Raw genomic sequence first — 24,244 nt, 5'->3', positions numbered from 1 at the left:
AAACGGGTATTCGGGCGAAGGGATCGCCGAAGGGTCGCGAATCATACGCGGATGTGCGCCATCGCGCATCAGAGACTAGCTGATCGATCGACAGTTATTTCTTTTTCCGCCGACCGGCACGGCCGAGTTTGATCAGGCGCAGTGCGGCTTCGGCCAGTACGGTGCGCTTGTCGTCGTTGTCGAGTTTCTTCCAGGCGCGGATCTCGCGCTTGCTGCGGCCACAGCCGAGGCAGATGTCGTCGGTGAATTTGCAGAGGCTGATGCAGGGGTCTTTGGTGGAACTCATCAACATCTCCGGAAAAAACACAAATCCCTTGTAGGAGTGAGCCTGCTCGCGATGGCGGTGTGTCAGGCAAGAAAATGTGACTGATACACCGCTATCGCGAGCAGGCTCACTCCTACAGGGGGGATGGCGGTGTTCAGGGGATCGGGGTCAGTCCTCGAACTCGCGGCGTTCGGCTTCGATGGCTTCGGCCAATGCGCGGGCTTCGGCCTCTTCTTCACTCAGTTCTGGTTCTGGCGCCGGCTGCTCGAGGGCGGCGACAGCAGCCAGGAGTTTTTCCCGAGCTTGTGCAACGCCAAGCACGTCTTCTTCCGGTTCGACTTCAGGCTCAATTTCAACTTCAATTGCCGGCCCGGCCATCTCGGCATCAGGTTCAGGCGTCGACACTTCGCCGTCAGCCGCATCACGCAGCAAATCATCGAAGTCGGTCTTGATCCCCTCCTCCATGCTGTCCAGTTCCAGCAACAACGTATGGAAACTGGTCTCTTCCTTCTCCTCCTCCGGCTCGGCGCTGGCATCGGCCAACTCTTGCAGGCCGGCGGGCACCGGCGCGTCGTCGAAGTCGAGCACGGGTTCGGTTTCCATCTCGCGCAGTTCGGCCAGCGGTGGCAGGTCTTCGAGGTTCTTCAGGTTGAAGTGATCGAGAAACGCCTTGGTGGTAGCGAACATCGCCGGTTTGCCCGGGACGTCGCGGTAACCGACGATGCGGATCCACTCACGCTCGATCAACGTCTTGACGATGTTGGTGTTGACCGCCACGCCACGCACGTCTTCGATCTCGCCCCGGGTGATCGGCTGGCGATAGGCAATCAGCGCCATGGTTTCCAGCAGCGCACGGGAATAGCGCTGTGGGCGCTCTTCCCACAAACGGCCGACCCACGGCGAAAACTTCTCGCGGATCTGCAAGCGGTAGCCGGAGGCGACTTCCTTGAGCTCGAACGCACGCCCCTCGCAGGACTTGGCCAGCAGTCTCAGGGCTTTCTTGAAGACCGCAGGTTCCGGCCGTTCGCCCTCTTCGAACAGTTCGAAAAGGCGTTCAAGCGATTGCGGCTTTCCCGAGGCCAACAGAAAGGCTTCAAGCAGGGGCGCCAGCTCGCGGGGTTCAGTCAGGTTCATGTTTCGACTCGTTATTCGGCTCGGGCTCGCACGTGGATCGCGGCGAACGGCTCATTCTGCACCAGCTCGACCAAGGATTCCTTGACCAGTTCAAGGATCGCCATAAAGGTCACCACCACGCCGAGGCGGCCTTCCTCGGCGGTGAACAGCTCGACGAACGGCACAAAGCCGCCGCCCTTGAGCCGTTCCAGCACATCGCTCATGCGCTCGCGGGTCGACAGCGCCTCGCGGCTGACCTGATGGCTCTCGAACATGTCGCCACGGCGCAGTACCTCGGCCATGGACATCAGAATCTCTTCCAGCGCGACATCCGGCAACAGCTTGCGCGCCCTTGCCTCAGGGGCGTCGAGCTTGGGCACCACCACGTCGCGACCGACCCGGCTGAGGCCGTCGATACCTTCGGCGGCGGCCTTGAAGCGCTCGTATTCCTGCAAGCGGCGGATCAGCTCGGCGCGCGGGTCGTCTTCCTCGTCTTCGACGGTTTCGGCCCGGGGCAGGAGCATGCGGGACTTGATCTCGGCGAGCATCGCGGCCATCACCAGGTACTCGGCGGCCAGCTCCAGACGCACCGACTGCATCAACTCGACATAGCCCATGTACTGGCGGGTGATTTCCGCCACCGGAATGTCGAGGATGTTGATGTTCTGCTTGCGGATCAGGTACAGCAGCAGGTCGAGTGGGCCTTCGAAGGCGTCAAGGAACACTTCCAGCGCATCCGGCGGGATGTACAGGTCCAGCGGCATTTCCATGACGGCCTGGCCGTAGACCATGGCAAACGGCAGTTCCTGCTGGGCGCCGGCCTGGGGATCGACAACGGTTTCCACTGCGGACATTCAGGCCTCGACCATGAACGGCGCGGGGTCGCCGCAACCGACGCGGATCACTTCCGGGTCGTCGCCGGTCAGGTCGATCACGGTGGACGCCTTGATTCCGCCGAAACCGCCGTCGATGATCAAGTCCACCTGATGCTCAAGCAATTGGCGCATTTCGTACGGATCGCTCAACGGATCATCGTCGCCCGGCATGATCAGGGTCACACTCATCAGCGGCTCGCCGAGCTCGGCCAGCAAGGCCAACGCGATTGGATGACTCGGCACCCGCAGGCCGATGGTGCGCTTCTTCGCATGCAGCAGCAGGCGCGGCACTTCGCGGGTGGCGTTGAGGATAAAGGTGTAAGGCCCCGGCAGATGGGCCTTGAGAATGCGGAAGGTGCCGGTGTCGATCTTGGCGTAGTTGCCCAGTTGCGACAGGTCGCTGCAGATCAACGCGAAGTTATGCTTTTCATCGAGCTGACGCAGGCGTCGTACACGCTCGATGGCCGTCTTGTCGCCGATCTGGCAACCGATCGCGTAGGAAGAATCCGTGGGATAAATCACCACACCGCCCTTGCGGATGATCTCGACGGCCTGTTTGATCAGGCGCGCTTGCGGGTTTTCCGGATGGATCTGGAAAAATTGACTCACATTTTCTACCTGTTCAGACGGCGGCAATAACTGTGTCATGTTTGAACCGACACCACAGGGGTGGAAGGTCCTCGGGAACCGGCCGGTACTGGCCGATCTCGGACCAGCCGCCAGGGCCATGGAAGTCACTGCCGGCGCTGACCAGCAGACCGAACTCACGGGCAAGGATTGCCAGGCTGCCCACCTGTTCTGCGGGCTGAAAGCCATTGACCACTTCAATCGCATGCCCGCCCGCTTGAATATAGTCGGCAATCAGCTTTCGGCGCTTGCTGCGGGTGAAATCATAGTGCCAGGGATGCGCCAGACTGACCCAGGCACCGGCCGCGCGCAACGTGGCGACGGTGTCTTCGAGGGTTGGCCAGTGCAACTTGACGTCACCCAGCTTGCCGGCGCCGAGCCATTTGCGGAACGCCTCGGCGCGATCCTTTACAAAGCCTTCACGCACCATCCAGTCGGCGAAATGCGGACGGGCCGGGGCGTTGCCGCTGTCGCCCAGTTCCTGCTGAATTTTCCGCGCGCCGTCGAGGGCGCCGGGCATGCCTTTGAGGGCGAGCTTGCGGCTTATTTCTTCCGACCGCAGCCAGCGCCCATCGTGCAATTTGGCGATGGCCTCGACCAACGGAGCGGCGTTGACGTCGAAACCGTAGCCCAGCACATGAATGGTCGCGCCGCCCCAGGTGCAGGACAATTCGACGCCGTTGACCAGTTGCATGCCCAACTCTTTGGCGGTCGCGCGCGCTTCGGCGAGGCCTTCAAGGGTGTCGTGGTCGGTCAACGCCAGGACTCGCACGCCGTTTTCGAACGCACGCGCAACCAGAACCGCAGGCGCCAGGGCGCCATCGGAGGCCGTGCTGTGGCAGTGCAAATCAACATTCACGGTGAGTTGTAACCTCAAATCAGCTGGCGCTATCGCGCGCCCATATGTTTGTTATTATGCCGCCACATCCAGCTTCTGGCTCTTACTGTGAAACAATTCATCGATTTCATCCCGCTTCTGCTGTTTTTCATCGTTTACAAACTTGATCCACAGGTGGTCGATGTCGCGGGCCATGAAGTCACTGTAGGCGGTATTTACAGCGCCACCGCGATGCTGATCATCAGCTCCCTGGTGGTGTACGGCGCGCTTTTCATCAAACAGCGCAAGCTGGAAAAGAGCCAATGGCTGACCCTGATCGCGTGTCTGGTGTTCGGTAGCCTGACGCTGGCTTTCCACAGCGAAACCTTCCTCAAGTGGAAAGCCCCGGTGGTCAACTGGCTGTTCGCCGTCGCATTCATTGGTAGCCACTTCATCGGCGACCGCCTGCTGATCAAACGCATCATGGGCCACGCGCTGACCCTGCCGGATCCGGTCTGGACCCGTCTGAACATCGCCTGGATCGCCTTTTTCCTGTTCTGCGGGGCCGCCAACCTGTTCGTCGCCTTCACCTTCCAGAGCTACTGGGTGGACTTCAAGGTGTTCGGCAGCCTGGGCATGACCCTGATATTCCTGGTCGCACAGGGCATCTACCTGTCGCGCCATCTGCACGATGCCGATACCACAACAACACCAAAAACCGAGGACTGACATGCTCTACGCAATCATTGCCACCGACGTCGCCAACTCGCTGGAAGCCCGCCTGGCCGCGCGCCCTGCGCATCTGGAACGCCTGCAAGCGCTCAAGGGCGAAGGCCGCATCGTGCTGGCCGGCCCGCATCCGGCGGTCGACAGCAATGATCCGGGCGCGGCAGGTTTCACCGGCAGCCTGATCGTTGCCGAGTTCGATTCGCTGAGCGCCGCGCAAGCGTGGGCCGATGCCGATCCGTACATTGCCGCTGGCGTGTATGCCAACGTGGTGGTCAAGCCGTTCAAGCAAGTCCTGCCATAAGGCTTGAATCAAGGCTAAATGGGATTTCTGTGGTGAGGGGATTCATCCCCGATGGGTTGCGCAGCAACCCAAAAACCATCCAGTGCCGTATGCCTGGTACTCCGCATGCTCTGGTTTTGGGACAGCTGCGCTGGCCATCGGGGATGAATCCCCTCACCACAAAAATCATCAACCGCAATATCACCTTCGCCCGCACTGAACCTTCCTGGTTCTAACCGCTCTCAATCGCTCATTATTCTCGTTTGCCTGCCGACAACCTGCCCAATATCCATTTGCTAGCAGGAATCGCAATGCGCAAAGGTCCGTTGTGTCTGATGTGGGTCACGTTGACGATCATGGCGCCCGCCCATGGTGAGGAAACCACCGAAAGCGGCAGCTCCACGCCATTGTCGTTGAGTGCCGGCAGCCAGATTACCGAGTTGCAGCAGCGCCTTAAGGCCAGCGAGCAGCAACGGGAAGAACTGAACAAACAACTGCAAAATGCCGACAACACCCGTGAAAGCGCCCAGCTTGCCCGATTGCGCCAGGAGAACCAGCGCCTGAAGCTGCAACTCAAGGAAGCCCAGGCCAGCCCGTTGCCGCGTCTGTTGACCGAACAGCAGCAATGGTTCGTCACGGGCGCCGGAGTAGCGCTATTGGCGCTGCTCTGCGGTATCTTTGCCAGTGGAGCAAGCCGAAAACGTCGGCAATGGCTAAATTGAGTGAGTCATGAGCGAGCTGTTACTGATTGATGATGACCAGGAGTTGTGCGAACTCCTGAGTAGCTGGCTGAGCCAGGAAGGCTTCCAGGTGCGCGCCTGTCACGATGGCCAGAGCGCCCGCAAAGCTTTGGCCGAATCGGCCCCGGCGGCGGTGGTGCTGGACGTGATGCTGCCCGATGGCAGCGGCCTGGAACTGCTCAAGCAACTGCGCAGCGAACACGCCGATCTGCCGGTGTTGATGCTCTCGGCCCGTGGTGAACCACTGGACCGCATTCTCGGTCTGGAGCTGGGCGCTGACGACTATCTGGCCAAGCCCTGCGACCCACGCGAGCTCACCGCCCGCCTGCGCGCCGTGCTGCGCCGCAGTCATCCGGCCGCGGTGTCGACCCAGCTCGAACTCGGCGACCTGAGCTTCAGCCCGGTGCGCGGCGTGGTCAGCATCGACGAGAAAGAACTGACCCTCACCGTTTCCGAAAGCCGTCTGCTCGAAGCCCTGCTCAAGCAGCCCGGCGAGCCGCTGGACAAACAGGAACTGGCGCAACTGGCCCTCGGCCGCAAGCTGACCCTGTACGACCGCAGCCTCGACATGCACGTCAGCAACCTGCGCAAGAAGATCGGCCCGCACCCCGATGGCCGCCCGCGCATCGTCGCCCTGCGCAGCCGTGGTTACTACTACAGCCTCTGAACCTGCCCCCCCAGCAGGAGTGAACCTGCTCGCGATGGCAGTGTGTCAGTCGAGACTTTCTTGCCAGATACACCACTATCGCGACCAGGCTCACTCCTGCTGGGGTGTGTTTGTAAGGTTGGGAACAAAACGTCTTTACCCAAGCTTTACGCAGCGCTGACCGCCGCTGACCTTGATCTCCGTAATCTGTACTCATCCGGAACGTACCGGGAACGAGACAAGGAGATACACCATGCGCAAGACTCTTATCGCTCTGATGTTCGCTGCCGCTCTGCCAACCGTCGCCATGGCCATGCCACAGGATGGCGGCCCGATGGGTGGCCCGATGGACGGTGCACGCCACGGCGGTCAGATGCACGGCGAGCACGGCAAAGGCCCGTACAGCCAACTCGACCTGTCCCGCGAACAGCGCGATCAGATCCGCAAGATCATGGGCGAGCAGATGCACGAGCGTCGTCAGGTGGTCGAGAAGTACCTGGAAAAACTCTCGCCGGCTGACCAGAAAGCCATGAAGGACGAGATGGCGGCCAACCACAAGAAAGCCGAAGCCGACGTGCGCAACCTGCTGAAACCGGATCAACAGAAGAAATTCGACGAGATCCAGAAGAAACAGGCTGAACGCCGCGCCGAATGGGCCGAGTTCAAGGCGTGGAAAGCGCAACAGCCGCAAAAAACGCAATAATGTTCTGACCCGGATCCGACGGTTAATCCCGTCGGGCCTGTTGCCACTCAATCCAAATGTGGGAGCGGGCTTGCTCGCTCCCACATTGTTGAGTTTTTGTTTGATTGAGGATTTTCTGTGCGTTCATTGTTCTGGCGTATTCTCGCGAGCTTCTGGCTGGCCATTGCACTGGTTGCCGGCCTGTCCATTCTGCTCGGGCACATGCTCAACCAGGACGCGTGGATCCTCAGCCGCCATCCGGGCCTCAACACCCTGGCCGCCGAATGGACGCAAACCTACGAAGCCCAAGGCGAAGACGCTGCGCAGGAAATTCTTCAACAGCGCAAGCGCCAATACCACATCGACGTCCAGGTACTGAACGAGAGCGGCGACCCGGTGGTGCGCGGCACCTTCCCGCGCCGCGCCGCAGCATTCGAAGCCCGGCAAAACAACGATGACCGACGCCTGCCATGGCGGCGCCTGACCGACGAGTTCACCAGCGAAAAAACCGGCGATACCTACCTGTTCATCTTCCGCATCCCGCACCCGGAACTCGACGCCTGGCACCGCGAAAGCCTGCTCTGGCCACTGAGTGCGCTGGGCATCGCGCTGGTGGTGCTGACCCTGTTCAGCCTGCTGGTGACCCTCTCCATCACCCGCCCGCTCAGCCGTTTGCGCGGCGCGGTGCATGATCTGGGGCAAACCACCTATCAGCAGAACAGCCTGGCGAAACTGGCCAACCGCCGCGACGAGTTCGGCGTGCTCGCCACTGACTTCAACCGCATGGGCGCACGCCTGCAAAGTTTGATCGGCAGCCAGCGCCAGTTGCTGCGCGACGTCTCCCACGAACTGCGCTCACCGCTGGCACGGCTGCGCATCGCCTTGGCGCTGGCGGAGCGCGCGAGCCCTGAAGAACGGGAAAAACTCTGGCCGCGCCTGACCCGCGAGTGCGATCGGCTGGAAGCGTTGATCAGCGAAATTCTGGTGCTGGCGCGAGTCGATGCCGACAACGCCAGCGCCGAAGCCGTGGATTTGAACTCATTACTCGGCACGTTGCAGAAAGACGCGCAACTCGGCTCGCCAGAACAGACCGTGCGCCTGATCGCCGAGCCGCACCTGAACCTGACCGGCTGGCCGACCATGATCGAGCGCGCCGTCGATAACCTGCTGCGTAACGCCCAACGCTTCAACCCCGAGGGGCAGGCGATCGAAATGCACGCAGCGCATCAGGGCGAACGGATTGTGGTGAGCGTCCGCGACCACGGGTCGGGCGTGCAGGATGAGCATCTGAGCCAGCTGGGTGAACCGTTCTATCGGGCGCCGGGGCAGACGGCGGCAGGACATGGTCTGGGGTTGGCGATTGCCAAGCGCGCGGCGGAGCGCCACGGCGGGAGTCTGGTGCTGGCCAATCACCCTGAGGGCGGGTTTGTTGCCAGTCTGGAGTTGCCGTTGGTGCCGGGAGCGGTGGTTCAACCCTGATCAAAACAGTAGGAGTGAGCCTGCTCGCGATAGCGGTGGATCAGACAAAAATTCATTGACTGATACACCGCTATCGCGAGCAGGCTCACTCCTACATTTGATCAGTGGTGTGTCAGGCCTTGGACGGCCAGGCGCTGACGAACTCGGCCAGATCAACCTTCTCCGCCACTCGTGGCTCTTTCTGCGGCGTGCCGAGGTACAGGAAGGCAATCACTTGTTCGCCTTCAGCCAGGCCCAGCCCCTTGGCCACGTGCGCCGAATACGCCAGATCACCGGTGCGCCACACCGCACCAATCCCCTGCGCATACGCCGCCAGCAAAATCCCGTGCGCTGCACAGCCAGCCGCCAGCAATTGCTCGGCCTTCGGATACTTGACATGTTCCTGCAGTTTCGCGATCACCACGACCACCAGCGGCGCCCGCAGCGGGCCGTTACGCGCCTTGTCGATCATCGCTTCGGTGACTTCGCCGTCCTGCATCTGCGCTGCTTCGGCGAGCAACTCGCCCATTTGCTCGCGTGCCGCACCTTCGACAGTCAGGAAACGATACGGCTGCAGGTGGCCGTGATCCGGCGCACGCAGAGCTGCACCGAACAAGGCTTCGCGCTGCTGCACGGTGGGGGCCGGTTCGACCAGTCGTGGAACGGAAACACGGTTGAGCAACGCGTCGAGAGCCTGCATCGGCCACCTCCTGAGAAAAATGTGCGGCTATTCTAGCGGTATCTGCCAACCGGGTGCCGGTTTACATGCCTGCCCCCACGGGTAGAATGGCGCCCTTCCCACTTCAGCCCGAGCGGACTTCATGGCGTTGCCGACCTTACGGATCATTGGTTTCATCATCGGCATCTTCCTGATTACCCTGGCCGTCGCCATGGTCGTGCCCATGGCCACTCTGGTGATTTTCGAGCGCACCAGCGACCTGCCGTCGTTCCTCTGGGCGAGCATGATCACCTTCGTCGCCGGCCTTGCCCTGGTAATCCCCGGTCGCCCCGAACACATTCATCTGCGCCCGCGCGACATGTATCTGCTGACCGTCAGCAGCTGGCTGGTGGTGTGCATTTTCGCCGCGCTGCCGTTTTTGCTGACCCAGCACATCAGCTACACCGACTCGTTCTTCGAAAGCATGTCCGGCATCACCGCCACCGGCTCGACCGTGCTCAGCGGGCTGGACACCATGTCGCCGGGGATCCTGATGTGGCGCTCGCTGCTGCACTGGCTCGGCGGCATCGGCTTCATCGGTATGGCGGTGGCGATTCTGCCGTTGCTGCGCATCGGTGGCATGCGCCTGTTCCAGACCGAATCGTCCGACCGTTCGGAAAAGGTCATGCCGCGCTCGCACATGGTGGCGCGCCTGATCGTGGCGGCCTACGTCGGCATCACCATCCTCGGCAGCCTGGCGTTCTGGTGGGCGGGGATGAGCCCGTTCGATGCGATCAACCACGCGATGTCGGCGATTTCCACTGGTGGATTCTCGACCTCCGACCAGTCATTGGCGAAGTGGACGCAACCGGCAGTGCACTGGGTCGCGGTGGTGATCATGATCCTCGGCAGCCTGCCGTTCACCCTGTATGTGGCGACCATGCGCGGTAACCGCAAGGCGTTGATCCGCGATCAGCAGGTGCAGGGTTTGCTCGGCATGTTGCTGGTGACCTGGCTGGTGCTCGGCACCTGGTACTGGTGGACCACCAACCTGCATTGGCTGGATGCATTGCGGCATGTGGCGCTGAACGTCACGTCGGTGGTCACCACCACCGGTTTTGCCCTCGGCGACTACAGCCTGTGGGGCAACTTCTCGCTGATGCTGTTTTTCTATCTGGGCTTTGTCGGCGGCTGCTCCGGCTCGACCGCGGGCGGGATCAAGATCTTCCGATTCCAGGTCGCCTACATCCTGCTCAAGGCCAACCTTAACCAGTTGATTCACCCGCGTGCAGTGATCAAACAGAAGTACAACGGCCACCGTCTCGACGAAGAAATCGTGCGCTCGATTCTGACCTTTTCGTTCTTCTTCGCCATCACCATCTGCGTGATCGCCCTGCTGCTGTCGCTGCTCGGCGTCGACTGGATGACTGCACTGACCGGCGCCGCCAGCACCGTCTCCGGTGTCGGCCCGGGCCTGGGCGAGACCATCGGCCCGGCGGGCAACTTCGCCACCCTGCCGGATGCAGCCAAGTGGATCCTGTCGTTCGGCATGCTGCTCGGCCGACTGGAGATCATTACGGTGTTTGTGCTGTGTATTCCGGCCTTTTGGCGTCACTGATCGGCGTCTGCAACAGCCGCGCCCGGTAATCGCCGGGCGTGGTGTCGAACCAGCGGCGGAAGGCGCGGAAGAAGTTGCTCGGATCGGCAAACCCCAACAGATAGGCAATCTCCAGCAGGGTCATGCTTGGCTGCGCCAGGTACTGCTCGGCCAGTTCACGGCGGGTGTCATCGAGCAACTGCTGAAAACTCGTGCCCTCCTCCTGCAATCGCCGCTGCAGGGTGCGCTGCGAAAGATGCAGGGTCTGCGCCACCGTATCGCGCTTGGGTTCACCCTGGGGCAATAAACGACACAGCACCTGCCGTGCCTTGTGGGTCACGCGGCTTTCGGAAAACCGCGCCAGGTATTCCCCGGCAAACCGGTCGTGCAGCAGCGCCATGGCTTCGTTGGCGGTGGGCAGCGGTGCCTCCATGTCGGTGCGTTCGAAGATCAACGCATCGTACGGCGCGTTGAACATCAGCGGCGCATGGAAGGCTTGTTTGTAGGGTTGCAGGTCATCGGGCTCGTCGCCCTGAAACAACACTTTGACCGGGTGCAGCGTGCGCCCGGTGAGCCAGCCGCACAGGCCCAGCGCACAGGCCAGCGAGGCTTCGGCGCTCTGTCGGGTCGGCGGCAGGTGATCGCCATGCACCGTCAGAATCAGCGCATAACCTTCTTCAATCAGACGAAAACTCAAGTCGGCGCTTTCGGCGATGATCCGCTGATAACGCACCAGGCGCTGAAAGCCTTCGGCCAGGGTGTTGCTCGACATCAAGGCGTAGCCGGCGACATGGAACGAGGCCGGTCGCACCACCTTGCCCATGTTCAGGCCGATCGCCGGGTTGCCGGACAGCTCGACCGCCCGTTGCCAGAGTCGGGTCATGGAATCTTGCGGGAAGCGCGCATCCGGATCATTCAGGGCCGCGTAATCGAGCCCCAGTTGCTTGAACAGTACCCGGCAATCCAGGCCGTCCATCTCCAATGCTTTGACAATCCCCATCGCCCAGCTTGCAGAAGTCGTTCGTTCGCTCATGGCGTTATTCTTTTACATGATGGATCGCATGCTACGACCCGATTTGCGAAGGATACTAAAGTGGCGCCCATTGTCACTGGCTGATGACTCTGTTCACTCTAGACTCAAATAAGCTACCCGCCGAACAACTTGCCGTCAGAACAATAACCACAGAGATCGCGGTCGTGGAAAACATCAAGCAGTTCAATAGCTTCGCTGAGTTCTACCCGTATTACCTCAGCGAGCACAGCAACAGTACCTGCCGGCGATTGCATTTCATCGGCACTACGCTGGTGATATTCATTCTGGCCATGACCATCGCCAAAGGCGCCTGGCTGTTGTTACTCGCCTTGCCGCTGGCCGGTTACAGCTTCGCCTGGGTCGGGCACTTTTTCTTCGAGAAAAACCGCCCGGCAACCTTCCAGCACCCGCTGTACAGCCTGCTCGGCGACTTCGTCATGTACCGCGACATGATCCTCGGCCGCGTGGCGTTCTGAAACCCGACACACCAGGAGGCTTGCCGATGAACGCCAATGCCCGCTTCACCCACATGAAGGACGGCACGCAGGAAGACTGGGCGATCATCGCTGCAGATTTCAGCGCCTACGCCCGGCAACTGCCGTCCCGGATCGTCGCGCACCTGAAATTGCTCGAAGGCGATTTCGGCGGCTTCCCGGTGGATCGCCTGACCCACTCGCTGCAAACCGCGACCCGCGCCTATCGCGATGGACGTGATGAGGAATACGTGGTGTGCGCGCTGCTGCATGACATCGGTGACACCCTCGGTTCCTACAACCATCCGGACATCGCTGCAGCGATACTCAAGCCGTTCGTCAGTGCCGAGAACCTGTGGATGGTCGAGAAACACGGCATCTTTCAGGGCTACTACTTCTTCCATCACCTGGGCATGGATCGGCACCTGCGCGAGCAATTCGCCGCGCATCCGCAGTATCAGGCCACGGCGCAGTTCTGCGCCAAGTACGATGCGGCGGCGTTCGACCCGGCGTATGACACCCTGCCGCTGAGCTTCTTCGAGCCGATGATGGCGCGGCTGTTTGCGCAGCCCAGACATTCGATCTACAAGGCGGCGATGGAAGAACACAACCCGGCTTGATGACTGCCACCATTCAAAAATGTGGGAGGGGGCTCGCTCCCGAAGACGGTGTGTCAGATAAACATGTAATGACTGATACACCGCCTTCGGGAGCAAGCCCCCTCCCACAGGGGATCTCTGGTGTCTAGGCGATCTCTGCCACTTTGGCAGCCTTGAGTTCTGCCTCCCGCGCCTGCGCATCCGCCAGACGATACAACTCGATCGTGCCGTCCCAGTGCTCGATCAACGCCGTGCAAGACTCCACCCAATCGCCGCAATTGAGATAGTCCACCTCGCCGACCTTGCGGATCTCGGCATGGTGAATGTGCCCGCAGACCACGCCGTGCAACTCGCGTTTGACGCACTCGTGGGCAATGGCTTCTTCGAAGTCGCTGATGAAACTCACCGCGGTCTTGACCTTGTGCTTGAGGTACGCCGACAGCGACCAGTAACCGTAGCCATACCGGGCCCGCCAGTGGTTGAGCCAGCGATTGAGGGTCAGGGTGAACTCGTAGGCCGAGTCGCCGAGAAAGGCCAGCCAGCGGTGATAACGGGTGATCACATCGAACTGATCGCCGTGAATCACCAGCAGGTGCCGACCATCCGCCGTGACGTGCACCGCCTCGTCAACCAACTGAATGTTGCCCAAGATCAGCTTCGAATAACGACGCAAAAACTCGTCGTGGTTGCCGGTGACGTAGATCACCTCGGTGCCGCGTTTGCTCATGGTCAGCAGGCGGCGGATCACGTTGGTGTGCGCCTGCGGCCAATACATGCCGCCGCGCAGCTTCCAGCCGTCGATGATGTCACCGACCAGGTAGATCTTGTCGGCGTGGTAGCCCTTGAGAAATTGCGACAAGTGCTCGGCCTGGCAATCACGCGTGCCCAAATGCACGTCGGAAATCCACAGGGTACGCACCCGTTGTTTACGGCTGGGTCTGGCGAGCTCGGCGCTGGTCATGGGCAACCCTCTGCGATGTTTTCGCCACTCTGCGCTTGTCCGGTTAATCGACCATGACAAGCGTGAGTCAGTCGTGTGACAACGCATCCGGCGTGGGTCGGTGTAGACTGGCGATCACTTCGGAGACGACCCTGCCATGCGACCGATCCTCACCCTGCGTCAGTACACCCACGACTTGATCGTCCACAGCCACGACCACGCGCAACTGGTGTTCGGGTTGTCCGGTGCGTTGGATTTCGAGGTCGAGGGTTGTGGCAGCCAGGTTCGTCAGCAGAGCTTCGTGGTGATCCCTTCCGGCGCTCATCATGCCTGCGGCAGTCCCGATGGCAGCCGCTGTCTGGTGATGGATATTCCTGACGGGCAATGGCTGGTCGACTCGCTGGGCGATCATGCCGACGCCAGCCGCCGCTTGCTTGATCAGCCCGCGCGCCTGTCGCTGGATTCCGGGCAGAGTCAGTTGGTCAGTTGGCTGGCGAACAGCCCGGTCAGCGATCCGTTGATCGCGCAGCAAGGTTCAGTGTTGCTCCTGGCCAGCCTCAATCAGGCGCGGCCGGCCGAGCTGGCGGCCCGACGCCTGCCCTATGCGGCGCTGGATGCGCACATCGAGCAAAACGCCGCTTATCCGCTGCAGGTTGCCGATCTGGCGCGGGTTGCCGGGCTCTCAAGCGCGCGCCTGCATGCACGCTTCATGGCCGAATGCGGGCAGACGCCGATGGATTACATCCGCAGCCGACGTCTGCATCTTGCGGTGCAAATGCTGCGCGACACCGCACTGCCGATTGGCGAGATTGCCAGTCGCGTCGGCTACAGCTCGCAGAGTGCCTTCTCGGCCGCCGTGCTGCGCGAGTTCGGCGCATCACCCGGCCAGCTTCGTCGCGACTCCTGCGACAAACGACGATAGTCCGCCGACAGACTTTCGACCTTCCCCGGCTCATTATGTGTCCGCTGCTGATCGTTCCCACGCTCCGCGTGGGAATGCAGCCCGTGACGCTCCGCGTCACTGGACGCAGAGCGTCCCCAGAGGCGTTACCACGCAGAGCGTGGGATCGATCAAGAATTGTGTTTGAGATAGAAGGATTTCGATGACTCCGCGTACCGCCCTCGGCGCTCTGCATATCGGTGCTTTGATGTTTGGCCTGACCGGTGTGTTCGGCAAACTCGCTGCTGCGTCCCCCGCCGTGATCGTCTTCGGTCGCGCTGCTTTCGCCGTGCTCGCCTTGGCATTTTTCGCCCGTTTTGCCAGTCAGCACGGCTGGCAGAAACTTCAGGCCGTGGATTGGCGGCGCCTGGCCCTCAGCGGCGTATTGCTGGCCGGGCACTGGGTGAGTTTCTTCCTGTCGGTGAAGATCGCCGGTGTCGCCATCGCAACATTGGGCTTCGCCAGTTTCCCGGCCTTCACGGTGATTCTCGAAGGGCTGATCTTCCGAGAACGCATCCGTGCCAATGAAATTGTGCTGGTGGTGCTGGTCAGCATCGGCCTGATTCTGGTGACCCCGGCCTTCGACCTGGGCAGCGGCGCGACCATCGGTTTGCTTTGGTCGGTGCTGTCGGGACTGCTGTTCTCGCTGTTGTCACTGACCAACCGCGCCAGCTCCGGGCGTATTCCGGCGGTGCAAGCGGCGCTGTGCCAAAACGTCGTGGTGGCGCTGTGTCTACTCCCAGTTGCAGCACCGCAACTGAGCGAAGTGCGCGCACTCGACTGGCTGTGGATTGCGCTGCTCGGGGTGTTCTGTACCGGCGTCGCGCACAGCCTGTTTGTGGCAAGTCTGGCGGTGATCAAGGCGCGTACGGCGGCAGTAGTGTTTGCGCTGGAGCCGGTCTACGGCATCACCGTCGCCTGGCTGTTGTTCAATGAAAACCCGACGTCGAAGATGTTGATCGGCGGTGCGTTGATCATTGTTGCCATCGTCGTGTCAGCGCGGATGTCCGGCCATGCCGACAAGAAAACCGTCGCCGCCGAGGCTGCGTCTCACTGAGTGCGGTCGTTGTGACCGAGATCGCGGTCAGGATCAATCTGATCGCGAACCCGCTGCTTCAACACCTTGGCCTCGGGAAAACCGCCGTCGGCCTTGCGTTCCCAGATCTGCACGCCGGCGCAGGTGATGTGAAATACCCCGCCGGTGCCTGGCACCAGTGACACTTTGCCGAGGTCGTCAGCGAAGGTGCTGAGCAGTTCCTGCGCCAGCCACGCGGCGCGCAGCAGCCACTGGCATTGGGTGCAATAGGTGATGACAACTTCTGCTTTTGCGACAGTCATGTTCGCTGAAACTCCTGAGACAGAGGGCGCCGCTATAATAGCCGGCTTTATCGCTTGCCCCGAGACTCACCATGCGCCGTTTGCTGTTTTGCCTGTTGCTTGGCTTTCTTCCTTTGCTCGTTCACGCCAGTGAGGCATCGCGCCCGAAAGTCGGCCTGGTGCTGTCCGGTGGTGCCGCCCGTGGACTGGCGCACATCGGCGTGCTCAAGGCCCTTGAGGAACAAGGCATCAAGATCGATGCGATTGCCGGCACCAGCATGGGCGCGGTGGTCGGCGGCCTGTATGCCTCGGGCTACAAGATCGATGAACTGGAAAAACTCGCGCTGAACATCGACTGGCAGCAGGCACTGTCCGACGCTCCGCCACGCGAAGACGTGCCGTTTCGACGCAAGCAGGACGACCGCGATTTTCTGGTGAAACAGCAACTGAGCTTTCGCGATGACGGCAGCCTCGGCCTTCCATTGGGGGTGATTCAGGGCCAGAACCTGGCGCTGATGCTCGAAAGCCTGCTGGCGCACACCAGCGACACCCGGGACTTCGACAAACTGCCGATCCCGTTCCGCGCCGTCGCCACCGACATCGCCAACGGCGAAAAAGTGGTGTTCCGCAAAGGCCATCTGCCCCAAGTGATCCGCGCCAGCATGTCGATCCCGGCGGTATTTGCTCCGGTCGAGCTGGACGGCCGACTGCTGGTGGACGGCGGCATGACCGACAACATCCCGCTCGACGTCGCCCGGGAAATGGGCGTCGACGTGGCCATCGTGGTCGACATCGGCACCCCGCTGCGCAACCGCAAGCAACTGACCACCGTGGTCGATGTGCTGAATCAGTCGATCACCCTGATGACCCGGCGCAACTCCGAAGAACAACTGGCCGCCCTCAAGCCCTCCGACGTGCTGATCCAGCCGGCGCTGGCGGCGTTCGGCGTGACTGATTTCGGCAAGGCCCAGGAGATGATCGACGCCGGTTACCGCGCCACGAAGATTCTCGACGCGCGCCTCGCAGTGCTCAAACCCCGCGAATCCCAGGACGCCGAACTCAATGCTGCCCGCGCCCCGGGCCAGCGCACGCCGATCATCACCGCGATCAAAGTCGAGAACGACTCGAAAGTCGGCGACGACGTGATCCGCTACTACATCCGCCAGCCCATCGGCGAACCGCTGGACCTCGGCCGACTGCACTCGGACATGGGCACACTGTACGGCCTCGACTACTTCGAACAGGTGCAGTACCGCGTGGTGCACAAGGGCCAGGATCACACCCTGGTGATCAGTGCCCGGGGCAAACGCAGCGGCACCGATTACCTGCGGGTTGGCCTGAACCTGTCGGACGACATGCGCGGTGACAGCGCCTTCAACCTCGGCGCCAGTTACCGCATCAACGGCATCAACCGCCTCGGCGCCGAATGGCTGACCCGGGCGCAGATCGGCGACAAACAGGAGCTCTACACCGAGTTCTATCAGCCGCTGGACGTCGGCTCGCGCTATTTCGTCGCGCCTTATGCAGCGTTTGAAGCGCAGAACGTCGATGCCGTGCTCGACAACGACCCGATCGCCCAATACCGCGTCGAACGCTACGGATTCGGCCTCAACTTTGGCCGACAGATCGGCAACAACGGCGAAATCCGCTTCGGCGTCGGTGAAGCCTGGGGCAAAGCGGATGTGCGGATCGGCGATCAGGATCTGCCGAGCGAAAACTTCAAGGAAGGTTTCTATTCGCTGAAGTACTCATTCGACTCGCTGGACAACGTCTACTTCCCCCACGAAGGCAAGGACGTCAGCCTGACCCTGCAGCAATTCGAACCGAGCCTGGGTTCGGACACGCGCTATCGCCAGTGGGAATTCAAACTCGACAAAGCCATGAGCCATGGCCCGGACACGCTGATTCTCGGCGGGCGCTATGCCCGCACGCTGGACGATGCCAACGTGGTGACCTCAAGCTTCCTGCTCGGCGGCGCGCGGCAGTTGTCGGGGTTCCGTGAGGACTCGATCTCCGGGCAGAACATCAGCCTGATGCGCGCCGTGTATTACCGTCGACTGACGCCGCGTTCGTACCTGCCGCTGGACTTCCCGCTGTACGCCGGCGCCTCGCTGGAACGGGGCCGGGCATGGAACAACAACAATGAATTCGACAGCGGCTATATCAATGCCGCCAGCGTGTTCATCGGTTTCGATACGCCGCTGGGGCCGTTGAATTTCACGTATGGCTTGAATGATGCGAACGAGCAGGCGGTTTATCTGAATCTGGGGCAGACGTTCTAAGCACTCAGGAGGATTGATGTTGCCTGGCAGGCCGCCTTCGCGAGCAAGCCCGCTCCCACAGTTTCGGAGGTGTTCACAATATCTCTGATCGACACAAAAACCTGTGGGAGCGGGCTTGCTCGCGAAGGCGATTGTTCAGTCACCCAACAATCCCGGTAACTCAACCATCAGCGAATCCCCGCCAATAACGTCCGCGCGGTCTGTTTGAGCGGCTCGTCCCCTTCCTTGAGCAACTCATTGAGCAACGCAATCGCGCTGTCGATATCCCCGTCATCAATGCAGGTCTGCGCCTGTTCGAGTTTCACTGATCCAGCGGCTGGTTCCGGTTCCTGCCACGCCAGCGGCTCCAGCCCCAGTGATGGCTGCGGATCGCCAAACTCATTGAGAAAATCGTCATCCAGCGGCTGCGCGTCTGGCTCGGGGATCCATTCCAGCTCCGTCTCATGGTTCACTGCGGCTTCAGGCAATTCAAAGTCCGTCGGCAACATCTCAAGGCGCGAACCCGACACGGAGACGGCTGCTGACGGCCGATCGGCTGCCGCACGGCCATCCTCCAGATCCCAGCTGGACGCCATCGACAACTCGCCCAGGTTCAATTCGAAATCATCCTCTGGCGCCGGTTGTGCCGCAGCCACCGGTGCGGCAACGACGACAGGCACTACCGGTGCCATTGGCGCAGCACTGTTGAGCTTTGGATGACGTGCACGGATAGCCTCCAGTTGCTGCGGATCGACTCCTGCCCCGCGCAACTGGGTTTCCTGTTGCTCATAGGCCGCGCTGTCACCCTGGCGCCCCAGCACTTCGAGCAATTGCAGCCCCAGATCGATGCGCTTCGGCTCCTTGTCCAAGGCATTGCGTAGCATCCCGGCAGCCTCGTTCAGGCGTCCGTAGGCCAGGTAAATCCCCACCGCTTCCAGCACGTCGCCCGCCGCCGGCTCTTCACGATGCTCGGTGGTTGCTTTGATGCTGGTGGAAGCTGTGGTGGGGGTCTCATCCAGATCCGGTTCATGGCCTGCCGGGACAATCGCCAGCGGCGCAACATCCTGGGCCAATTGACGGCGACGGCGCACGAATAGCCCGCCCCCCAACACGCCCAGCAACAGCAGCAAACCGCCGAGCAGCGGCCAGTTCAGGCCGTCGTCTTCGGCTTGCGGCGGTGCGGGCGCAGGCTCGGGTGCCGTTGGTGATATGACCGGTGCCGGTGGCTTTTGCAGCTCGGTCAACCGCGTTTGCAGATCACTGACCTGCTTTTTGCCATCGGCAATCTGCGCATCCTGCGCCTGCAGTTTCGCGTTCAGTTCGTCGACGGTCTTTTGCAGCTGCTGGTTCTGCAGCACGCTGGCCGCCAGTTGCTCGGTCAGCGCCGCGTTGGCCGGTGCAGCCACCGCAGGTGGCACCGACGCTGAAGGGGCAACGTCGCGTTTGCCCTGGGCAGCCTGAGGCGCCGCCGTGGCGGGTTCGACGGTAGGGAATTCAGAGGATTGCGGGCGTGGGTCGGGTTCATCCGTGGCCGGCACGATGCTCGGAGAACCCGGCGGATCGATCAGCAGCGTGTACTCGCGCAGCAAACGGCCATTGGGCTGATTGAGCTGCAGCAGAAAATTAAGGAAAGGTTCTTTGACCGGTTTGCGCGAGGTCACCCGGATCATCTGGCGATTGCCATGCAGGATCGGGGTGAACCGCAGGTCATTGAGGAAGAACACCCGCTCGACCCCGGCCCGGCCGAATTCCTCCGCCGTGGCCAGACTGACCGAGAGGTCGCTGGCACTGAGGCCACTGGCATCGACCAGCGCGATGTCGGCCTTGAGCGGCTGATTGAGGCCTGAGTGAACAGTGATGTCCCCCAGACCCAGAGCCATCGACCAGGTCGAATAGCTGAATACGCCAGCGACCAGCAGCCATTTGGCGCCACCGCGCAGTACCACGTGCCGACTTGCGAGCATGAGCATCCCTTAAATAAGCAAAACCGACTTCTATGCGTTCGCACATCCGGTACGAACACGATATTGCCCAGTAGTTCTTATAGTCTGCTCTGCGCGATCCCTCAAAGAACCGGCGTGCGGTTATGCCTCAAGATTTTTCCAGGTTGGCCAGAATGTGCCCGTGAACCCGCATGCAGACCTTCATGTCCGCCTCGTCGATACCGACGAACAGCTCGCTGCGTAGTTGCGTGGCAATGGTTTCGATTTGTTCGATCAGTGGCAGCGCCGGGGCGCAGAGAACGATTTTTTTCGCCCGACGGTCTTCCATCACGGACTGGCGTTGCACCAGGCCCTGGCTTTCCAGGCTATCGAGCAAGCGGGCCAGGGTAGGCCCTTCGACGCCGACACTTTGCGCCAGCTCGCGTTGGGTCGGCGCGTCTTCAAATCGCGCCAGATGCAGCAGCACCAGCCAGCGGGCCTGGGACAGACCCAGACCAGCCAGGCGGCGATCCAGTTCGGCACGCCAGCCACGGGACATCTGGGCCAGTTGCATGCCAAAGCGGTGTTGATCGGTTAACGGCATAAAACACTCATGAGTAGACTGACAAATAGAGAAAAACTAATTATTAGTCAGCTAAGCATGACATTTGGCTATAGGCAAGAGCCGACCTGTACTGAATCGTTACAACTGCCTGACGGTTGGCGCAAACGCCGTCTTACATTTCGAATTCCGATTGCAGCGCAGCCCTTACGCAATAGAGCACACCCTCCGGAACACGACCCGCAAACAGCTCGGCCACTTCAGCGACCGACGGCAATTCGCCCTCGCCGTCGAGGAACGCGTCCTGCACTTCCCCCATCAGCTCTTCCGGTAAGTCCAGCGCCTGCTCCAGCGACAACTGCTGCTTGCCGATGGCCTCGGCGAGCATCGTGTAGACGTTCTTCTCCGAGCACTGCAACTGCCCGGCGATCTGCATCGGAGTCATGCCGGCGCGGGCCAGGGTGATCAGTTCGTGACGCACGTCGGCCACCACTTTCGGCGCCTCGGCCTCGCCGCCGAGCACTTCGAGGAAGGCCTCGCCGTAACGCTCCAGTTTGCGCGCACCGACACCACTGACCCGAGCCATGTCTGCCAGCGAGGTCGGCTGGCTGCGGAGCATTTCCAGCAACGTCGAGTCGGGGAAGATGACGTACGGCGGCACGCCATGTTCTTCGGCGAGTTTGCGCCGCAGCGCGCGCAGGGCTTCCCACTGTTCGCGCTCTTCGCCACGCACCAGTTGGCTGGCCGGGCTCTTGCTGTTGCTCTTGGCAGCGACTTGCGGCTTGAGATCGCGGCGCAGCTCCAGGCTCACTTCGCCCTTGAGCAATGGCCGGCAACTGTCGTTGAGGCGCAGACCGCCATAACCTTCGTGATCGACATCCGCCAACCCTCGCGCCACCAACTGGCGGAACAGCGAGCGCCATTCGCTCTCGCTCAGCGCCTTGCCGACACCCCACACCGACAGGTGCTGATGGCCGAAACTGCGAATTTTCTCGTTGTCCTTGCCCAGCAGCACGTCGACCAGATGACCGACGCCATACCGCTGCCCCGTGCGGAAAATCGCCGACAACGCCTGACGCGCAGGTTCAGTGGCGTCCCAGGTCTGCACGCCATCGACACAGTTGTCGCAATGGCCGCACGGCTCGGGCATGTCTTCATCGAAATACGCCAGCAGGGTCTGACGACGGCAACGGGTTTCTTCGCAGAGCGACAGCATGGCGTCGAGCTTGTGCTGCTCCAGACGCTTGTGGCGCTCATCGCCTTCGGAGTTCTGCAGCATTTGCTTGAGCATCACCACGTCTTGCAGACCGTAGGCCATCCACGCATCTGCCGGCAGACCGTCACGGCCGCCGCGACCGGTTTCCTGGTAATAGGCTTCAAGGGATTTCGGCAGATCGAGGTGCGCGACAAAACGCACGTTGGGTTTGTCGATGCCCATGCCGAACGCCACGGTGGCGACCATGATCAGGCCTTCCTCGTTGAGGAAGCGCTTCTGGTTGAACGCCCGCAGATCGTTGGGCAGACCGGCGTGATACGGCAGCGCCGGGAAACCCTGCTCACTGAGGAACGTCGCCACTTCCTCGACTTTCTTGCGCGACAGGCAGTAGACGATGCCGGCATCGCTGCGCCGCTCGGCGAGGAACGCCAGCAACTGCTTGCGCGGCTGCTCCTTGGGCACGATGCGGTAGAAGATGTTCGGGCGATCGAAGCTCGAGAGGAAGCGCTCGGCATTCTGCAGATGCAGCCGGGTGACGATTTCTTCGCGGGTGCGCTTGTCGGCGGTGGCGGTCAGGGCGATGCGCGGCACGTCGGGGAACATTTCCGCCAACTGGCCCAGTTGCAGGTATTCCGGACGGAAATCGTGGCCCCATTGCGATACACAATGCGCCTCGTCGATGGCGAACAGCGCAATGTTCAAGCCTTGCAGGAACGACAGCATGCGCGGCTGTACCAGGCGCTCGGGGGCCAGATAGAGCATTTTCACTTCGCCGCGCTTGATCCGCGTCGCCAGATCACGCTGCTGTTCGGCACTCAGCGTGGAGTTCAGCGCCGCAGCGGCCACGCCCAGCTCTTCGAGGGTGGCGACCTGATCGTCCATCAGGGCGATCAACGGTGAGACCACCACCGCCAGGCCCTCGCGCAACAGCGCCGGCACCTGGAAGCACAGCGATTTGCCACCACCGGTAGGCATCAGCACCAGCGCATCACCGCCGCTGGCCACGCGCTCAATGATTGCACCCTGACGGCCACGGAAACTGTCGTAGCCGAAGATGTCCTTGAGGACGCGTTGAGCCTGTTCGAGCATAAAAACTCCAAAAATCTACCGAAACATCCCTGCACAGGCTGGTTCAGGACAGCCATGGCTGCTTAAACAAAACGTAAGAGCGCATTGCAATGACAGCCGCAATACGGGCAGGGAGCGCAAAACGCGGCAGTATACCCGAGCCCTCCCCGGCAGGGGGTGCCGCTGAGAAGACACTGATTAATCTGCCACACATAACTCCCTGTAGGAGTGAGCCTGCTCGCGATGACGGCGGCACTTCCAGCATCAAAGTGACTGACACACCGCTATCGCGAGCAGGCTCACTCCTACAGGTTTTGTGTTGTAGCCGGCAAATCTGCCGTGCGGCTGGCTTGAGCGCTCAAGAAGGCCTAGAATTCCCGCATTGTTTATTCCCCCAAGGTAGCCCCGTAATGTCCTTCGCTGAGCAACTAACCCGCCTGCAAGTCTTTCTCGACGCCGACGAGCTGCACGAAGAGGCGCTGGATTACGTGGCCGCCCACGGTTACCTGACCGCGTTGTCGATCTGTGCCGAAGACGTACCGGAGCGTGAGTGGATCGACGCCCTGTTCGCTGAAGAACCGCATTACGCCGATGACGCCCAGCGCGCAGAAATCGAAGCCACGCTGATCGGCCTCAAGGCGCACATCGCCCGTCAACTGGCCTCCGATGAAGAATTCGAGCTGCCATGTGACCTGGATCTCGGCGAAGAGCCGGACGATTCCGAACTGCGCGGCTGGTGCATCGGTTTCATGGAAGGCGTATTCCTGCGTGAAGCCGCCTGGTTCGAGACCGCCGAAGAGGAAGTCAGCGAAATGCTCCTGCCGATCATGGTCGGTTCGGGCCTGTTCGACGAACAGCCAGAGTTCGAAGACATCGCCAAGGACGCCAACCTGATGGACGACATGATCGTGCAGATCCCGGAAGCCCTGACCGCGCTGTACCTGCTGTGCCAGGCGCCAGACGAAAAACCGGCGATCCTCAAGCCACGTCACCACTAAGAACCAGCCTATGGACAACCCCATAGGCAACCGTCCCCTGATGTTGCGCTACTTGCTGCTGGCCATCGGCTGGCTCAGCGTGGCATTGGGGGTGATCGGGATTTTCCTGCCCGTCCTGCCCACCACGCCCTTCCTCCTGCTCGCAGCGGCCTGCTTCGCGCGCAGCTCTCCGCGTTTCTATCAATGGCTGGTCGAGCACCCGAAGCTCGGGCCATGGATCCGTGACTACCTCAATGGCAACGGCATTCCGCTCAAGGGCAAGGTCTATGCGATCGGCCTGATGTGGGCGAGCATTGTGTTTTCGTGTTACCTGGTGCCACTGCCGTGGGCGCGGGGGTTCATGTTGACGAGTGCGGTTTTGGTGACGGTTTATATTTTGCGGCAGAAGACACTGCGCAAATCCTGAAACACGCCGTTAGCAGTGAGCA

General features: G+C 61.3%; 26 protein-coding genes. 14 read left to right on the top strand and 12 right to left on the bottom strand.

Annotated features, from left to right (window positions below; all coding sequences use genetic code 11):
• Positions 1 to 94: 94 nt before the first annotated feature.
• The 5 genes from QMK55_RS21145 to QMK55_RS21125 all read right to left on the bottom strand — a co-directional run bounded on the left by QMK55_RS21145 (position 95) and on the right by QMK55_RS21125 (position 3,739).
• On the bottom strand, positions 95 to 286 hold the full coding sequence (locus QMK55_RS21145; RefSeq protein WP_320329905.1) for a DUF1289 domain-containing protein: 192 nt from the start codon (positions 284 to 286) through the stop codon (positions 95 to 97).
• A gap of 147 nt (positions 287 to 433) precedes the next feature.
• Positions 434 to 1,399: an SMC-Scp complex subunit ScpB gene (gene scpB, locus QMK55_RS21140; protein ID WP_320329904.1), complete on the bottom strand. Its 966-nt coding sequence runs from the start codon at positions 1,397 to 1,399 to the stop codon at positions 434 to 436.
• Positions 1,400 to 1,410: 11 nt separating this feature from the next.
• Positions 1,411 to 2,109, bottom strand: a complete 699-nt coding sequence (locus QMK55_RS21135) for a segregation and condensation protein A (RefSeq protein WP_178082106.1) — start codon at positions 2,107 to 2,109, stop codon at positions 1,411 to 1,413.
• Positions 2,110 to 2,232: 123 nt separating this feature from the next.
• Positions 2,233 to 2,862 carry an L-threonylcarbamoyladenylate synthase gene (locus QMK55_RS21130; RefSeq protein ID WP_102355312.1) on the bottom strand — a complete coding sequence of 210 codons (630 nt, stop codon included), beginning with the start codon at positions 2,860 to 2,862 and terminating at the stop codon, positions 2,233 to 2,235.
• Positions 2,863 to 2,875: 13 nt separating this feature from the next.
• Positions 2,876 to 3,739: a PHP domain-containing protein gene (locus tag QMK55_RS21125; protein ID WP_102355293.1), complete on the bottom strand. Its 864-nt coding sequence runs from the start codon at positions 3,737 to 3,739 to the stop codon at positions 2,876 to 2,878.
• An 87-nt stretch (positions 3,740 to 3,826) separates the two neighbouring features.
• Here QMK55_RS21125 and QMK55_RS21120 point away from each other — a divergent pair, with 87 nt between their 5' ends.
• From QMK55_RS21120 to QMK55_RS21095, 6 genes are all read left to right on the top strand, one after another.
• On the top strand, positions 3,827 to 4,426 hold the full coding sequence (locus QMK55_RS21120; RefSeq protein ID WP_320329903.1) for a septation protein A: 600 nt from the start codon (positions 3,827 to 3,829) through the stop codon (positions 4,424 to 4,426).
• A gap of 1 nt (position 4,427) precedes the next feature.
• The gene (locus QMK55_RS21115) at positions 4,428 to 4,727 is read left to right on the top strand and encodes a YciI family protein (RefSeq protein ID WP_007919677.1); all 300 of its coding nucleotides are present in this window, start codon (positions 4,428 to 4,430) and stop codon (positions 4,725 to 4,727) included.
• A gap of 290 nt (positions 4,728 to 5,017) precedes the next feature.
• Positions 5,018 to 5,428 carry a translation initiation factor 2 gene (locus QMK55_RS21110; protein ID WP_102355295.1) on the top strand — a complete coding sequence of 137 codons (411 nt, stop codon included), beginning with the start codon at positions 5,018 to 5,020 and terminating at the stop codon, positions 5,426 to 5,428.
• 7 nt (positions 5,429 to 5,435) lie between these two features.
• Complete coding sequence (locus QMK55_RS21105; RefSeq protein ID WP_007966021.1) at positions 5,436 to 6,113, top strand: response regulator transcription factor; 678 nt, start codon at positions 5,436 to 5,438, stop codon at positions 6,111 to 6,113.
• Positions 6,114 to 6,345: 232 nt separating this feature from the next.
• Complete coding sequence (locus QMK55_RS21100; RefSeq protein ID WP_102355297.1) at positions 6,346 to 6,795, top strand: LTXXQ domain protein; 450 nt, start codon at positions 6,346 to 6,348, stop codon at positions 6,793 to 6,795.
• A gap of 117 nt (positions 6,796 to 6,912) precedes the next feature.
• Complete coding sequence (locus QMK55_RS21095; protein WP_320329902.1) at positions 6,913 to 8,253, top strand: HAMP domain-containing sensor histidine kinase; 1,341 nt, start codon at positions 6,913 to 6,915, stop codon at positions 8,251 to 8,253.
• Positions 8,254 to 8,365: 112 nt separating this feature from the next.
• Here QMK55_RS21095 and QMK55_RS21090 read toward each other — a convergent pair whose 3' ends face one another.
• Positions 8,366 to 8,932, bottom strand: a complete 567-nt coding sequence (locus tag QMK55_RS21090) for a nitroreductase family protein (RefSeq protein ID WP_102355299.1) — start codon at positions 8,930 to 8,932, stop codon at positions 8,366 to 8,368.
• 121 nt (positions 8,933 to 9,053) lie between these two features.
• Here QMK55_RS21090 and QMK55_RS21085 point away from each other — a divergent pair, with 121 nt between their 5' ends.
• Entirely contained in the window at positions 9,054 to 10,508 is a 1,455-nt protein-coding gene (locus QMK55_RS21085; protein WP_102355300.1) for a TrkH family potassium uptake protein, read from the top strand.
• Here QMK55_RS21085 and QMK55_RS21080 read toward each other — a convergent pair.
• Positions 10,465 to 11,520, bottom strand: coding sequence for an AraC family transcriptional regulator (locus QMK55_RS21080; RefSeq protein ID WP_320329901.1), 1,056 nt, complete (start codon positions 11,518 to 11,520; stop codon positions 10,465 to 10,467). The genes QMK55_RS21085 and QMK55_RS21080 overlap by 44 nt on opposite strands.
• 164 nt (positions 11,521 to 11,684) lie before the next feature.
• Here QMK55_RS21080 and QMK55_RS21075 point away from each other — a divergent pair, with 164 nt between their 5' ends.
• Positions 11,685 to 11,996, top strand: coding sequence for a DUF962 domain-containing protein (locus QMK55_RS21075; RefSeq protein ID WP_102355302.1), 312 nt, complete (start codon positions 11,685 to 11,687; stop codon positions 11,994 to 11,996).
• A gap of 26 nt (positions 11,997 to 12,022) precedes the next feature.
• On the top strand, positions 12,023 to 12,613 hold the full coding sequence (locus tag QMK55_RS21070) for an HD domain-containing protein (RefSeq protein ID WP_320329900.1): 591 nt from the start codon (positions 12,023 to 12,025) through the stop codon (positions 12,611 to 12,613).
• Between the two features lie 124 nt (positions 12,614 to 12,737).
• Here the strand turns inward: QMK55_RS21070 and QMK55_RS21065 are convergent, their stop codons facing one another.
• Positions 12,738 to 13,553 (bottom strand): UDP-2,3-diacylglucosamine diphosphatase, encoded by an 816-nt coding sequence (locus QMK55_RS21065; RefSeq protein ID WP_025110572.1) that lies wholly within the window; start codon positions 13,551 to 13,553, stop codon positions 12,738 to 12,740.
• 136 nt (positions 13,554 to 13,689) lie between these two features.
• Here QMK55_RS21065 and QMK55_RS21060 point away from each other — a divergent pair, with 136 nt between their 5' ends.
• Together QMK55_RS21060 and QMK55_RS21055 are read left to right on the top strand one after the other, a co-directional pair.
• Positions 13,690 to 14,454 carry an AraC family transcriptional regulator gene (locus QMK55_RS21060; RefSeq protein WP_102355304.1) on the top strand — a complete coding sequence of 255 codons (765 nt, stop codon included), beginning with the start codon at positions 13,690 to 13,692 and terminating at the stop codon, positions 14,452 to 14,454.
• A gap of 181 nt (positions 14,455 to 14,635) precedes the next feature.
• Positions 14,636 to 15,529 carry a DMT family transporter gene (locus tag QMK55_RS21055; protein WP_102355305.1) on the top strand — a complete coding sequence of 298 codons (894 nt, stop codon included), beginning with the start codon at positions 14,636 to 14,638 and terminating at the stop codon, positions 15,527 to 15,529.
• Here the strand turns inward: QMK55_RS21055 and QMK55_RS21050 are convergent.
• Positions 15,523 to 15,810: a SelT/SelW/SelH family protein gene (locus QMK55_RS21050; protein WP_016771139.1), complete on the bottom strand. Its 288-nt coding sequence runs from the start codon at positions 15,808 to 15,810 to the stop codon at positions 15,523 to 15,525. The genes QMK55_RS21055 and QMK55_RS21050 overlap by 7 nt on opposite strands.
• A gap of 71 nt (positions 15,811 to 15,881) precedes the next feature.
• Here QMK55_RS21050 and QMK55_RS21045 point away from each other — a divergent pair, with 71 nt between their 5' ends.
• Positions 15,882 to 18,071 carry a patatin-like phospholipase family protein gene (locus QMK55_RS21045; RefSeq protein WP_102355307.1) on the top strand — a complete coding sequence of 730 codons (2,190 nt, stop codon included), beginning with the start codon at positions 15,882 to 15,884 and terminating at the stop codon, positions 18,069 to 18,071.
• A gap of 167 nt (positions 18,072 to 18,238) precedes the next feature.
• Here the strand turns inward: QMK55_RS21045 and QMK55_RS21040 are convergent, their stop codons facing one another.
• The 3 genes from QMK55_RS21040 to recQ form a co-directional block, all read right to left on the bottom strand.
• The gene (locus tag QMK55_RS21040) at positions 18,239 to 20,014 is read right to left on the bottom strand and encodes a FimV/HubP family polar landmark protein (protein WP_320329899.1); all 1,776 of its coding nucleotides are present in this window, start codon (positions 20,012 to 20,014) and stop codon (positions 18,239 to 18,241) included.
• Between the two features lie 127 nt (positions 20,015 to 20,141).
• On the bottom strand, positions 20,142 to 20,576 hold the full coding sequence (locus QMK55_RS21035; RefSeq protein ID WP_064586519.1) for a MarR family transcriptional regulator: 435 nt from the start codon (positions 20,574 to 20,576) through the stop codon (positions 20,142 to 20,144).
• Between the two features lie 133 nt (positions 20,577 to 20,709).
• Entirely contained in the window at positions 20,710 to 22,839 is a 2,130-nt protein-coding gene (gene recQ / locus QMK55_RS21030; protein ID WP_102355309.1) for a DNA helicase RecQ, read from the bottom strand.
• 389 nt (positions 22,840 to 23,228) lie between these two features.
• Here recQ and QMK55_RS21025 point away from each other — a divergent pair, with 389 nt between their 5' ends.
• Positions 23,229 to 23,816 (top strand): YecA family protein, encoded by a 588-nt coding sequence (locus QMK55_RS21025; RefSeq protein ID WP_102355310.1) that lies wholly within the window; start codon positions 23,229 to 23,231, stop codon positions 23,814 to 23,816.
• Positions 23,817 to 23,826: 10 nt separating this feature from the next.
• Positions 23,827 to 24,222 carry a YbaN family protein gene (locus tag QMK55_RS21020; RefSeq protein ID WP_320329898.1) on the top strand — a complete coding sequence of 132 codons (396 nt, stop codon included), beginning with the start codon at positions 23,827 to 23,829 and terminating at the stop codon, positions 24,220 to 24,222.
• Positions 24,223 to 24,244: the final 22 nt, after the last annotated feature.

Origin of the sequence: Pseudomonas sp. P8_229, from assembly GCF_034008635.1 — a bacterium.
Taxonomy (GTDB): Bacteria; Pseudomonadota; Gammaproteobacteria; order Pseudomonadales; family Pseudomonadaceae; genus Aquipseudomonas.
This window is presented reverse-complemented; position numbering and strand designations above follow the sequence as displayed.